Source organism: Gemmata obscuriglobus, assembly GCF_008065095.1.
GTDB lineage: Bacteria > Planctomycetota > Planctomycetia > Gemmatales > Gemmataceae > Gemmata > Gemmata obscuriglobus.
In genome coordinates, this window is sequence record NZ_CP042911.1 from 4856318 (window position 1) to 4869665 (window position 13348).

Annotated in this window: 9 protein-coding genes; 2 read left to right on the forward strand and 7 right to left on the reverse strand. The window is 66.6% G+C overall.

From position 1 onward, the window contains the following. Positions 1–239 precede the first annotated feature (239 nt). Positions 240–1769, forward strand: coding sequence for a sensor histidine kinase (locus GobsT_RS20100; RefSeq protein WP_010040551.1), 1530 nt, complete (start codon positions 240–242; stop codon positions 1767–1769). Then, positions 1769–3241: a sigma-54-dependent transcriptional regulator gene (locus GobsT_RS20105; protein WP_010040554.1), complete on the forward strand. Its 1473-nt coding sequence runs from the start codon at positions 1769–1771 to the stop codon at positions 3239–3241. The genes GobsT_RS20100 and GobsT_RS20105 overlap by 1 nt, the downstream gene beginning before the upstream one ends. A gap of 103 nt (positions 3242–3344) precedes the next feature. Here GobsT_RS20105 and GobsT_RS20110 read toward each other — a convergent pair whose 3' ends face one another. The 7 genes from GobsT_RS20110 to GobsT_RS20140 all read right to left on the reverse strand — a co-directional run bounded on the left by GobsT_RS20110 (position 3345) and on the right by GobsT_RS20140 (position 12863). Next, complete coding sequence (locus GobsT_RS20110; protein ID WP_109570979.1) at positions 3345–7145, reverse strand: hypothetical protein; 3801 nt, start codon at positions 7143–7145, stop codon at positions 3345–3347. A gap of 117 nt (positions 7146–7262) precedes the next feature. Continuing rightward, positions 7263–7979 carry a DNA repair protein RecN gene (locus tag GobsT_RS20115; protein ID WP_010040566.1) on the reverse strand — a complete coding sequence of 239 codons (717 nt, stop codon included), beginning with the start codon at positions 7977–7979 and terminating at the stop codon, positions 7263–7265. Between the two features lie 89 nt (positions 7980–8068). Next, on the reverse strand, positions 8069–9115 hold the full coding sequence (locus tag GobsT_RS20120; protein ID WP_148087817.1) for a vWA domain-containing protein: 1047 nt from the start codon (positions 9113–9115) through the stop codon (positions 8069–8071). Next, positions 9115–10068: a vWA domain-containing protein gene (locus GobsT_RS20125; RefSeq protein ID WP_010040570.1), complete on the reverse strand. Its 954-nt coding sequence runs from the start codon at positions 10066–10068 to the stop codon at positions 9115–9117. The genes GobsT_RS20120 and GobsT_RS20125 overlap by 1 nt, the downstream gene beginning before the upstream one ends. Next, a complete protein-coding gene (locus GobsT_RS20130) occupies positions 10065–10916 on the reverse strand; it encodes a hypothetical protein (protein WP_010040572.1) in 852 nt (283 codons plus the stop codon). The genes GobsT_RS20125 and GobsT_RS20130 overlap by 4 nt, the downstream gene beginning before the upstream one ends. A 36-nt stretch (positions 10917–10952) precedes the next feature. Then, on the reverse strand, positions 10953–11813 hold the full coding sequence (locus tag GobsT_RS20135) for a DUF58 domain-containing protein (RefSeq protein WP_010040574.1): 861 nt from the start codon (positions 11811–11813) through the stop codon (positions 10953–10955). A gap of 3 nt (positions 11814–11816) precedes the next feature. Further along, positions 11817–12863 carry an AAA family ATPase gene (locus GobsT_RS20140; RefSeq protein WP_010040578.1) on the reverse strand — a complete coding sequence of 349 codons (1047 nt, stop codon included), beginning with the start codon at positions 12861–12863 and terminating at the stop codon, positions 11817–11819. Positions 12864–13348: the final 485 nt, after the last annotated feature.

The window sequence follows — 13348 nt, forward strand, 5'->3', positions numbered from 1 at the left end:
ATTGAGTTGGTTGCGAAAAAGAGCGCGGAAGTCCCCACTACCTTCCCACCGCAATGGCGCAAACGTCTCCGGGTGAGGGGTTTCGGGGGCGATTATGCAGGGCATCATGCCTTCGGCCCAATTCAAGTGGTCGGTTGTGCGAGGCAATAAGTGGGCAGAACGCGCCGGCGTGGCCAGTTATTGATCACCGTTTACGGCCAAGATGAAGTGCGTGCAAATCATGTGGAGGCAGAGAGGACATGCATTCTCGGTTGATCGCGCGACTGACCGCCCCGGTGGTCGCGGTCAGCGTCCTCCTGGTCGCAGTTGCTGCCGGGGCAGCATGGTACGCGCATAACTCCCAGCGCAACGTCTCGGTGATGCTCGACAGTCATGTCGCAAGCGTCCACGCCGCTCAGGAACTGGAAATCAGCCTGCGCGAGATTCACGTCCAATTCGACCGTTACCTGATCACCGGTCAGCGCAAACACCTCAGCCCTGTGCCGCGGTTGCGGGAACATGCCACCGAGGCGCTGCGTGCGGCCGAACGGATGGCGACTACCGAACCCGAGCAGGTTCTCATGCGCAAGGTCCGCACGGGCTACCAACACTTCTTCGACGCGTACGACCGCCTTGAGCAGACCCCGCCCGAACAGGGTGTGTACGCGAAGGTGTTAGAGCTAATCGACACGGTGCTGACACGCGAGATCCTGGAACCCGCCCGCGAGTACCTGCGGGTGAACCGGGACATGCTGGACCACACCGCCAAGGCGAACCACGAGCTGTCGCAACGACTCACCGTCGGGCTCGTGGGGTTGGGCGTGTGCGGATCGGTCGCCGGCCTCTTGGGTGGATGGGCGATCGCGGTATCACTCCGCCGCTCACTGCTCGACACCGACCGCGTGCTGCGTGACACCGCGGCACTGCTGGGTGAGGCTGTGCCGGCGGCCGACGGGGTAGCGCCGCTCGGGGAGCACTCTGAGACGACCGTCCAGCGCGTCACGCAGGCCGCGGCTGCTGTACTCAACCGGCTCAAGAAGACCGAACGGGACGCGCTGCGGGCCGAACAACTCGCGTGGGTCGGACAGATGGCGGCGGGGATCGCGCACGAGGTGCGGAACCCGCTCACCGTCATCAAACTACTGGTTCAGGCGGCCACCGACCCGCGCCGGGCCAACGGGTTCCGCCCACAAGATTTACGGGTGCTGGAAGGGGAGATTTTGCGGCTCGAGCAGATCATCCGCACGTTCCTGGATTTCGCCCGGCCGCCGCGCCCCGAGAAAAAGAGCGTGGCCCCGGCCGAGTTGATCCGAGACTGCGTCGAGGGTGTGACGGCTCGGGCCGAGTTGCAGGGAGTGACTGTCAGGGCGGTTGTCTCGTCAGACTTACCGCCGCTCGACGCAGACCCAGGACAACTCGGTCAGGTGCTCTACAATCTCTTGTTTAACGCGCTCGACGTCCTCCCGTCCGGCGGGACGGTGCGGGTGACCGCGGCGGTCACGCCCGATGGCACTGACACACCCGGGGGCACGCTTACCGTACTCGTATCGGACACCGGCCCCGGGCTGCCGGTGGGACTGGAGGAGCAAATCTTCGACCCGTTCATCAGCACGAAAGAGACAGGGCTGGGGCTCGGACTATCCATCTGTCGGCGGATCGTGGAGGCGCACGGCGGATCGATCGGCGCAACCAACGGCCCTGCCGGAGGGGCGGTGTTTGTGATCCGCCTTCCGTGCCGGGCGCAAACGAACGCCCGACCTGCCCCGCTCAGCCCCGCAGGAGCCACGTGATGCCGAAGGTGCTCATCATCGACGACGAGCCCGGGATCTTATACTCGCTCAAGTCCGCCCTTGAGCGCGGTGACACCGCGGTAGCGACCGCCGCCACCGCCAAACAGGGGTTAGCTACGGTGGCGCGCGAGCGCCCGGATGCGGTGATCCTCGACGTGCGGTTGCCGGACATGTCGGGTCTCGACGCGTTCCTACTGATTCGTGAGACCGACCCTCGGTTGCCGGTGATCGTGATCACCGCGCACGGCAGCACCGAGACCGCCATTGAGGCCACCAAGCGCGGCGCGTTCGAGTACCTGCTCAAACCGATCGACCTCCACCAACTCGACGAGGTGCTCGGACGGGCATTCGAGATGCGACTCGCGCAGGTTGCACCGACAGCGAGCGGAGACGCTCCACCGCCGGAAGATAGTGCCGATACAGAACAGATCGTTGGGCAATGCCCAGCGATGCTCGATGTGTACAAGGCCATCGGCCGCATCGCGCCACAGGACGTACCCGTTCTAATCTTGGGCGAAAGTGGCACTGGCAAAGAACTGGTCGCACGTGCGCTGTACCTGCACTCGCCGCGGTCCGACAAGCCGTTTGTGGCCATCAACTGCGCGGCCATTCCGGACGCGCTGCTGGAGAGCGAGTTATTCGGACACGAGAAGGGGGCGTTCACCGGCGCCGACCGGCGCCGGGTGGGCAAGTTCGAGCAGGCGCAAGGCGGCACCGTGTTCCTCGACGAAATCGGCGATATGCCCCCGGCGGCACAGGCCAAGATGTTGCGGTTGCTGCAGGACCAGCGGTTCGAGCGGGTGGGCGGGAACGAGTCGGTGCAGACCGACGTGCGGGTAATCGCGGCGACCAACCGCGACCTGTCAGCCCTGGTACGGGACAGCAAATTCCGTGAGGACCTGCTCTACCGACTCAACTCGTTCACGGTCACGCTACCGCCCCTGCGTGACCGGACGGGCGACATCGAGCCGCTGGTGAGCCACTTCGTGACGGCGGCGAACCGCAAGCTGAAGAAGAACGTCCGGGGGGTGGACGCTGCGGCCCTGGCTGTACTGGAGTCGCATCGCTGGCCCGGCAACGTGCGTGAGTTGCAAAACGCAATGCGATACGCGGTGGTCCAGGCCGTGGGTGAGGTGATCACTCCGGACTGCCTTCCGGCATCGTTACGTGGCGCGGCAGCACCGCCGGGCGACGCGCTGGAACTGACCGCGCTGATTACGAGTCTGCTGCGAGTCGGTGCCACCGACATCTACAGGCAAGTGACTCACACCGTCGACCGCGCGCTGTTAACGGCCGTATTAGAACACGTTCACGGAAACCAGAAGCAGGCCGCGGACCGATTAGGCATCTCGCGCACTACTCTACGCGCGAAGCTCCAGACCCTCGGTTTGGGTGTCGAGAAGCATGTTCGGAGTGTAGACGGCAGCGAAGACCCGGGCGGCGTAAGCCCGGATTCGGTGGCCACTGAATGAGCCCACTCAGTTCCAGGACGGGAAGTCAACATCGCCGCTACGGTGGCCGTGAGATGAGCTCTGCCAGCCACCGCGTCAGCCATACCCCGAACGGGTGCAACGGTCACACCGTTACAACCGATTTTACCGGCGCGGCCTTTTGCACCCACCGCTCCAAAATTTGCCGCAGGTCTGGTGCGGGTTGCCCGTTTACCGCTGCCGCAAAGTGGAAGCGTTCGATCTCGGCAAGATCCTGATCCAGCGCGGCGCGCTGTGACGGGCTCAGATCAGCGCGCTCGCGTACCTCTCGCAGGAGGGCGGCCGCGGTAAACGGGTCGAGGTTCTTGGGCAACCGGCTCTCGACCGGTGCGTGCGTGGCTGTTCGCGACACGACCACCGCAACCACCACGGCAACCAGTACGAAAGCTGCTATCAATCCCGCCAACACATACCAAAGCAGCATGCTCTTCTTTTTGCCGTAGGTCTGCTCCAGTGGCACCTCTTCACTGACCGACGCGAGGTCCGCGTCCACGTAGCGCTGGTATACGGTCTCCTTGGTCGGCACCTTAACCGAAGCGAACTTGAACGTCTTCGGGAGCTGAGTCCGGTCCTCGCGTCCCTTCAGCGTGAGCGTCCACACTTGCTCTGAAACTACCGCGTTGCGGTCGCTGTCCTCATCGAACTTCTTCACGCCCAACCCGTTCGTTTCCGTCTTGGCCACCTCGAACCCCTCCGGGACATAGTCGCCCGCAAGTTCCGACCATTCCGGCACGAGCCCGACCCCCACCGCTTTCACCTCAAGCAACAGCACGCCCTTATCGGCCTGACGCTCGTCGAGCGTCTGCGTGACCGACAACTTCTCCACCGGACGCGGCTCGCCCAGTACAGTGCGCGCGCTGATCGGAACCGCCGGCGTCTCCACCGGCATCACGACGTAGCCCGACGTTTCCAGGAAGTCGAGGTCCAACCGCAGCGGCGGGATCTTGTCCACCTGGGGGCCACGCGGCTTGAGCATGATGTATGCGTATGGGGTGTACCGCCACCCGAACTCGCCGGCGGCCGCCCGCGACGTTACCTTTTCGTCCTGGAACGTCACCGACACCACCTCGAACTGCTCCTTGAGAGCGGTTCGCGCGGCGGACTCGAACCGGTCGCGGTAGTCCGCGGTGGGGCGGCCGTAGTTGTAGGAGTAGGACATACTGTTCTGGTTCTGGAGGTACCGGCCGAACCCGCCCGACTCGCGTTCGATGTCGCGCGTGTGCTTGAGGTTCACGAACAGCCCGAACGGGCGCCCGTGGCCCACCTCGCTCGACCCGTCGACCACCGCCTCCAGCTTGATCTCGGTGACGAGGTCCTTGTAGTAATCGAACACCTTCTTCGCCTCGGCCGCCTGCTTGTGATCCTCGACGATCTGGAACCCGGCCTTCAGGTAGTTGAACTTCACGTGCGGCTTGGCGCCGCTCATCTTGATGAAGAGGTTGTTCGCGAACTTACCCATGTGCTTCTCGGCGAGGTCGCCGGGCAGCGCGAGCAGGGCCGCGCGGATGAGCGGTGGCTGGGTCCAGTCCGGCTGTTTCTCCTCCGAGATCATACCCAGATCGACGGCCCCGAGCCCCGCCGCGAACCACTGCTCGTATACAGACGTAGTATGCTCGTCCTCGGGTAGAGTGCGGACCGCCTTCGCGTACTCCTCCGCGGCTTGGCGGTACGTCTTGAGTGCGGCGGTGCGTTTCGCGGAGAAATCGGACGACTTGTTCAGCTCCTGGCGGAAGTTGATCTCGTCGTGCATCAGCCCCGCCCGGGCGGTGAGCAGCACCCAGTGGCCGGGGAACTTCTTCAGCCCATCGGTCACCACCGCTTGCGCCACCTCGTACCCGCGGAGCACCTCCGCCTCAATGTCCTTCTTCTTCCGTTTGGTCTTGTTCTGCTCCTGGTTCGCTGGCGACTTCCACAAACCAGCGAGGTTGGTGCGCATCTGATCGGCCAGGCCGGCAAGCGTCTTCGGCTTCAGCCCGCCGAGCGGCCCGAACACGGCCTCGATCGCCTCGGTGCGGTACACCTCGGCGGAGCTGTGGCACGCGGTGAACGCCCGCACCACGGCCTCGTCGTCGAGGTCGCCGGCGCCCCCGGGCAGCTTCTTGATGCGGGACACCCAGTCGGCCAGTTCCTTCAGGTTCCGCTCCTGCTTCGAGCGGGTCAGCGGAATGCTCTCGGCCCGCTGCTCGAAGGCAAAAAAGAACCACGAGTACCGGTTCTCGTTACGACTCGCGTTCGGGTCGTGGTTCCGGGTCCACACCCGCAGGAACTCTTTCACCAGCCCCTTCGCCTCGGCGGGCTGGGCGGTGGCGAGTTGCTCAATGAGTGGGAACGCCTTGTCCTCCTCGTTCACCTTCAGGTGCAACCGGGCCACCGCCTCGGCGAGCTTGGGGCGCAGCGACTCGTCGACCGCGGCGAGCCACGCGGCGTCCGGGGCGGCTTTGATGACGTCCGCCACCAGAATCGGCCGCGGCATGTTCGGCTGCTGCATCATCATCATGCGCGACATCTGGTCGTCCTCGTCGCTCGCCGAGAAGAAGATGTTGCCGTAAATGTCGCGGCGGAGCCGGGAGCCCCCGGACGAGCGGTCGAACCGCTGGGAGAACTCGGCCTCCTTTTGCCACCCGAGCGCGAGCACAGTGAGCGCCGCCCTCCACTCCTTGGCCCGCCCCGGGGCCGCCTTCATCAGCGCCGCCACGGCCGTCTGCGACAGCTTGAGCGCGTTCAGCCGCTCCTCGATCGCGTGCGGCCGGGTGGACAGCCCGCGGGACACGAGGGTGCCCACCGACGCCAGGATCTCCTGCCCCCGCTCCGGGGCCTTGGTGAAGCTCGCGCCGAGCCACTCCTGACCGAGTTCGTCCTTCAGCCGCGGGGCCAGTTCGACGGCGCGGACGAGCGCCTCCTCCTTCTCCTCGGCCAGCCCGTCTGGTACGCCGAGCACGGCCTGCACGGCCGCCCACGCCCGCTCCAGATTACCCGTCTTGGCCTCTTTGGCGTTCAGCGCCAGGAAGTGCTGCGCGAGCAGGTTCAGCGCCTCAAGATCCTTGTCCTTCTGGGCCTGCTCGGGGGCCGGCAAGAAGTCGCCCGCGAACTCCGCCAGGCCGGCACCGGTGAGCAGCCTCGCCGCCTGCCGCTTGGTGAGCACCGCCTGGCCCGCGGGCTTCGCGCACTCGGCCTTGAGCCGCGCGACGGCGACCTCGGGCAGCGTGCCGCCGTTGACCGCTTCGCGGAAGATCGCGCCCAGCGCCGCCAGCGTCTCTTTCTCCTGCTTGGGCTTGGCCGGCGCCTTGCCCACCGGGGCGGCCGCCGCCAGTCCGAGCACGTCGTCGGCGGAGAACACATTCCGCTCGGCGAACTGCTGGCCTGGCCCCTGCATCATCTGCAGTTCCATTGGGTCGATGGCGCCCCCCGGGCGCCCCATTCCGGGCCGCCCTTGAAGGCTCATCAGCAACTGCTTGTACCCGGCTTCGCCCTCGTCCGCGGGCAGTGACACCAAATATGCCTTCACATCCGCCCATTTTCCGAGCGTGACGTTCTTTTGGAACGCGGCGATTTCTTTGTCGAGTGCCGCGGCTTGCTCCGCAGCCTTCGGGTCCGGCTCCTTCGCCTCAGGGCTCTTGGCGGCCGGTTCCTTTGGGGTGTCGTCTTTTTTCGGTTCCGGTTGAGGCGCCCACGCCTTCAAGATGCTGGACGGGCGGCGGTCAAAGCTCAGCGACTTGAGCCGCGACATCCGTGGCGTTTCTTTGGGCTCTTCCTTTTTGGGCGCGCCGGGCGCGGTCGGTGTGGCGCCTTTGCCCGCTTCGTGGGGCGGCGGGGCCACCGGCAACTGGGCGTAGGCGGTCATCCCGGCTGCGAGTGCGAGCAGGGTGAATGCGAACGTCTTCTTCACAGGTGTGGCCTCGGCGCGAGGGACCGAATGTTGAGTCGATCCGCCGGATGGGCGGACACAAAAGAGGTTCCGAAGATGAGAAGCGCGGGGCGGGCTCGGCCCACACCCCGCAGCAGATCAGTGCCCGCTGTCGTCGAGGGGCGGCGCGCCGCCGGCGCTGCGGACGTCGTTCTTCTTGGGCGGCCCCTTGGCGACGCTGGGCTTGCGCCCCTTGCAGCTACAGCACCCCTTGCACTGCTTCGGCAGGTTCAGCCCCTGCAGCTCGGACAGCTCCATCCGGGCCAGCCGCACGGCCGACTCCAGGTCCTCGCGGTGCTTCGCCGCCGCGGCCCCGTCGCCCCGCTTGTCGGCCTGCTCGGCCAGCAGCCGGTAGCTCTGCCGCGCGGCCTCGATCTCCGGCTCCCACTCGTCCCGGGACAGCCCCTCGAGCCGCATCAGCCAGGTGGTGTAGTACTGGCTGTTGGCCTGCGCGGACCGGGCCTCGGCCAGCACCTTCGGGTCCGCCGCCGGGTCCGCCGCCATCTCGTCCACCAGCGTGCGGAGGTCACCGTGCGCCTCGGTCAGCTGCTGCGCGAGCATCTGTGCCTTGGCCTTCTCCAGCCGCAGCTTGCGGGCCTCGGCGGCGCGCCCGTCCGGCAGCGCCTTGAGCGCCTGGTCGAACGCCTCGACCGCCGTGGCATAGTCCTCGGCCGCCAACGCCTGTTCGGCGGACGCCACGTGCAGCGCCACCCGGTCGAGCTTGCGCCCGTCCACCCCCGGCCCGAACCAGTGCGCCACCGCGGCGCCCACGCCGAGCAGCAGCCACCCGGTCAACAGCAGAACGCGAAGCGCCATCGAACCGTCCTCCGCGAAGGGAACAGGAACCGAGCCTGCAAGCCAACCGTGCTCTGTGCGTCAACCCACACGAACCTGTCACTACAGGTTCACCGCCGCGGTCCGGAACCGCCCTCTGGCGTCGGGCGGCGACCGGGCTCCCAGCCGGTCCCAAACAGCATCAAAATCGCCGGAATGAGTGCCAGCGCCCCGGCCCCGGTCCCGACGCACAACAGCGCGTACTCGCGGGCGGTCCACCGGTCCCCGGTTTTCGGCTTCGCGCGCTCGTCGATGCTCGACACGAGCGCCGTCGTCAGTTGCTTCTCGTTGCCGTCGTGGTACGTACCGTTCAGCCGTGTCGCCACCTGCCGAAGAGTGGAGGCGTCCTGGCGCGTGGTGTGCCCGCCGAGTGATTTCCCGACGGTCGGGTTGCCGACGCCCACCATCACCACGTTGCCCCCGATCGACGCCGGCATCTTCGGCATGCCGGTCGTCGGAACCGTGTCACCGTCCGTAACCACCATCAGCACCGCGCTCCCCGGGGGCCACGGCTTCGCCACCCTGGCGGCCTCCTCGAGCCCGGCGAACATGTTGGTCTCGCCCGGCTTGAACGCGTGTCGCATCGGCAGTTCGGTGAGGATGTTGCGGATCACCTCACGGTCGGTGGTATCGAGCACCACGGGTTTGGCCTCGGACGCCACCGCGATCACCGTCGTTTTGTACCGCTCGGCCTGCACGCGTTCGAAAAACGACTGGATCAGGTCGGCGGCACGCTCAGACCTCTTCTGCTTCCCGCCCCCACCGGCGTCCTCCACTTCCATGCTGCGCGAAACGTCCAGCACGAGCACGAGGTGCCGGTATTCGGACTCCTTGATCTCCCCCGGCTTGTGCGACTTCGGTTCGACCGTCAGCAGTACCGTGAGCCCCCACGCGACCGTAGCCAGCGCGAGCACCCGGAGCACCGGCGCGACGGCTGACAGAAACAGCCGGTCCCGGCGCGGACCGAACGCCAGCGCCGCGACCCGCCGCACCCGCAGGTAATGCAGCAGCTCCGCCGCGACCGCCACCACCACGACGATCGCAGCGATGACGAACCCCGCTGTGACGGCCGCGTTCAGCCCGGTCGCGGAAGTGGGGTCCAGTTTGGGAATTGGCATCACCACGGCGTGTACCTCAGTCCGAACAGGCACAGTACGCCCAGCAGCAGCAGAGCCATCGCCACAATCACGAACGGTTCGTAATAGTCGACCGTGTCCGCAATCGTCGGCTTGAGTTGGGCCTGCTTCATGGTGTCGATCTTCTTGAACACGGCGGGCAGCGCGTCCGGGTCGTCGGCACGGAACGCTTCGCCGCCGGTGAGCCGACAAATGTTGACGATCTCCGCTTGCGGCTCAAACCCACCTACGATGATACAAAACACCGCCACCCCTTCGGCACTCAGGGTGCGAGCGATCTCTTCGTCGTTACCCGTGAGATCGTAACTGAACCCGTCGGTGATGAGGACGATCATTTTGTCGCCCTCGTCGCGGCGGCGCAGTTCCGTTTTGCACCCGTTCAGCGCCTTGGCGATCGCCGTACCGCCGAACGGCGGCGGCACCGTCTCCGGCCGCATGAACGGCGGCGAGCACCGGATCGCGGTCACGTCGGTGGTGAGCGGCACCCAGTGGACGAACGCGTCCCCGAAGAAGGTGAGCCCGAACGCGTCCCCCTTGCGGAAGTCCAGGAACGTGTCGATCGCCTTCATGGAGGCGTCGTACCGGTTCCCGTCGCCGAACGGCGCCAGCATGCTGCCGGACACGTCCACGGCGAACTGGATGTTGGTGAGTGATCGCTTTTGCTGCGGCGGGCCGTTCCGCTGCGGGTTCGCGAGGATCAGCACCGCGACCGCCAGTAGCAGCGGCGGCACCGATTCCGCCAGCGTGATGAGCGTCCACACGAACCACCCACCGCGAGCGCGGGCACCGTCGAGCGGTAGCACGACCCGGCGGGTCGGGAGCAACCAACGGCCGGCCCACACCCACCCGAGCATGAGCGCAGGAACGACCAGCGCGACCAGCACCGGGACGTGCGCGAACTGCGGCCAGACGAGAGGAATTTCTTTGTAGTTCACGCCGCGCCCCTCACTTCGAGATCGAGCGCTTCGGGGGGCAGATCGCGGTACGGGGCCAGCAACGCGGCCACATCGACCGGTTGCACCGGCCCGGGCCGGTGCAGCCACACCTCCAGTTGAGCGAGGAGCGGTGCGGCGTCGGGCTGTTTGCGCATCGCCTCGATCGCCTCACCCGGCTCCGCGCCTTCGAGTTTGAGCCGCTTCCGCCAGTACGCGAGCAGGGCCCGCTCCAAATCCGCCAGTTGCGCCCGCGAGAGAGTCCCCGCGGTCGCGCCCTCAACCAACGGCCGCAACCGCTCTGCGAGCGACACCGGACGGCGGTCGGCGTCGGCGACCGCCCTCTTCCGTCGTGGGAAGAAGAACGATGCCACGACCGCGATCAGCCCCAGAGCCCACACCACGACAGCACCGATTGCGAGGAACCGGTAGCCGCCGAGACGCGAACCGGTGTCGATTTCGAGCTTGTTCGGCTGCACCTGTCCGGGCGGCAGCACCGGCTTCACCTGCACCGCGATCGGCGGCAACTCGCCCAACGGCGATCCGTCCTTGCGCTTGAGGTACTGGCGCAGGTCGTGCGTGCCGGGCTCGAGGCCGAAGTACTCGATGTCGTAGCGGAACGCGGTGCCGTGAGGAAAAACGCGGACCACACGGACCACGGCCTTGGCCGTTCGGTCGGTGAGCGGCGCAGCCTCCAGTTCGGAACCGGGCAACACGAGGCCCTCGAGCGTTCCCGTCATGCCGACGGTGGTCTCGGTCTGTGCCCTGGCGCGATCGGCGGGCGCGAGCAGCGCAAGAACGCACGCGAGCGCCGCGGTACGGAAGAGTTCGGCCGGACGGCGGTGTGTCATTGCCCGTTTGCCTCACGCCTTCTGCTTGTGGTTCGCTCACCGCCGCCCGCGCCCGAGCACGTTGCGGCCGATCAAAAAGTTGCGCAGGTCCGCGACGAACGGTTGGTCCGTGCGCACCAACAAGTGGTCGACCCCGGCGCGTTTGAGTTGCCGGGCGGTGCGCTCGGCATCCACCCACCGGCGCGAGCCGCGGGTGACGAACACGCGCCCGGTCTCGGCCTCACCAGCCCGCAAAAATCCTGTACCCGGGACGCCCTCTTCGGCGGGGTCCTGGAGCTGAATCACGATCACGTCGTGCCGCTGCGCCATGAGCTTCAGCGCGGGCACCGCCGTCGGGTCGTGCAGGTCGCTGAGCGCGACCACCAGGCACCGGTTCGGCAGGGTCGGCGCCAACTCGGCGACCCGCCGGCCCAGCGTCGTGTGCTCGTCGTACCGGTACCGCCGGAACTCGTGCAGCCACCGCAGCACAGCGGCCCGCGACAGGCTCGGCTCGAGCCGCACGTCCCGCCCGCCGACGCCGAGCACCCCGACCGGGCTGACCCGGTCCAGACACGCGAACGCCAGCGCGCCGGCGATGTGGACCGCGACCGCGTACTTGCTCCGCTTCACCGAACTCACGGTCATGGACGCCGAGGTGTCGAGCAGCAGGTAGCACGGAAGCTGCTTGGGCGCCTCGTACTCCTTGACGAACACCTTCCCCATGCGGGCCGTGATGCGCCAGTCGATGGACCGCACCGGGTCGCCCGGCTGGTACTGGCGCGACTGCGCGTACTCGATCCCGGAGCCCAGGAAGGGCGACCGGTCGGTGCCGTAGTTGAGCGCGTCGGCCAGCTTCTTGACCGCGATCACGAACTGGCGCGCGGTCAGGTGGTCGGCGGTGTCGAGCTGCCCGTCCATGTGTCAGCTCACCGAGGTGACTTTCTTTTTGCCGCGGGTGAGGTCGTGCAGGAGCTCTTGCAGCACCTGCTCGCCGGTCTTGCCGTCCGCCAGGGCCTCGTAGTTCAGGCGGATGCGGTGCAGGATCACGTCCGGCGCGAGCGCGTACAGGTCGTCCGGTACGACGTAGCCGCGCCCCCGGATCAGCGCCCGGGCCTTCGCCGCCTTCAGCAGCGAGATGCCGGCCCGGGGGCTCGCGCCCAACTCGATGTCCGGGTGGCTCCGGGTGCGGTGAATCGCGTCGAGCACGTGCTCCACGAACGTGTCGCTCACGTGGACCCGAGACGCGACCTCCATCGCGACGATCAGGTCATCGATCGTGCCCACCGGCTGTTCGTCGAGTACGTCGAACTCGGTCCGCGCGACCGCCCCGCCGCCCTCGCGCTTCACCCCCAGCGCGAGGTTCCGCTTCAGCACCTCGCGCTCCTCGTCGAGCGTCGGGTAGCGGAGCCGGTGCCGGAGCATGAAGCGGTCGAGCTGGGCTTCGGGCAGCTCGAACGTGCCCGCCTGCTCGACCGGGTTCTGGGTCGCGATGACCAGGAACGGCGACGGCAGCTTGAACGCCTCTTTGCCGATGGTCGCCTTCCGCTCCTGCATCGCTTCGAGTAGCGCCGACTGCACCTTCGGCGCGGCCCGGTTGATTTCGTCGGCCAGCAGCAGGTTGGTGAACACCGGCCCCTTGTTGACGCGGAACTCGTTGGTCCGCTGGTCCAGGATTTCGGACCCGAGGATGTCCGACGGGAGCAGGTCGATCGTGAACTGGATGCGGGCGAACTGGAGGTGGATCGACTTCGCGAGGCACGAGACGAGCAACGTCTTCGCCAGCCCCGGCACGCCTTCCAGGAGTAGGTGCCCGCTGGTGAGCAGGGCGATCAGGATGCGCTCGACGACGGCGTCCTGGCCGACGACGACGGTACCGATCCGTTCGCGCACGCCGTTCAGGAACCGGACGACCGACTCCGGCGCCGCGGCCCCGTTCGGCGAATCGCCGCCCCCGTGTGTGCCCGCCATCCGCAGCTCCCGTGGGTTCTTGGATCCAGACAGACGTCGCTGCCCCGCGACGGTTTCAGACAAAAGCGATACGCGGCCCGCAATCACGGAGCGGCCGGTCGGTTCGGTTGCAAAAAACGCAAGAGAGAATAACTGTATACACGAAGATAAACGCGACGCCAAGAGCGAACTGGATTTCGTCCGCTTTACCTCCAAGTGATCTCAACCTGCTAATACTTGGCGCCGTCGGTCGCTCGGCTTGGCGAATCGCGACGGCGCCACGGGGGGATCGCAGGACAACCGGCTCGCGCCGACACAGTAGACATCAAAATCAACTCCGACACAACACCCCGAATGACCTTTGCGTGATCTCGCCGTTGTCACTCGCAAAAACGGCACACGCGGAATCGTGTTGCCAGACGAGCGCGAGCGCATTTCTTGCCCATACTCGGAGCGGTCAAAGCCCGTACACCGGGTACTTTTCCGCCTGAACGTTCCTGAGGTGA

Coding starts and splice junctions, on each gene's coding strand:
- GobsT_RS20120 (WP_148087817.1), bottom strand. CDS start 9,115: ATGCCAATTCCCAAACTGGACCCCACTTCCGCGACCGGGCTGAACGCG.
- GobsT_RS20135 (WP_010040574.1), bottom strand. CDS start 11,813: ATGGACGGGCAGCTCGACACCGCCGACCACCTGACCGCGCGCCAGTTC.
- GobsT_RS20100 (WP_010040551.1), top strand. CDS start 240: ATGCATTCTCGGTTGATCGCGCGACTGACCGCCCCGGTGGTCGCGGTC.
- GobsT_RS20115 (WP_010040566.1), bottom strand. CDS start 7,979: ATGGCGCTTCGCGTTCTGCTGTTGACCGGGTGGCTGCTGCTCGGCGTG.
- GobsT_RS20130 (WP_010040572.1), bottom strand. CDS start 10,916: ATGACACACCGCCGTCCGGCCGAACTCTTCCGTACCGCGGCGCTCGCG.
- GobsT_RS20140 (WP_010040578.1), bottom strand. CDS start 12,863: ATGGCGGGCACACACGGGGGCGGCGATTCGCCGAACGGGGCCGCGGCG.
- GobsT_RS20105 (WP_010040554.1), top strand. CDS start 1,769: ATGCCGAAGGTGCTCATCATCGACGACGAGCCCGGGATCTTATACTCG.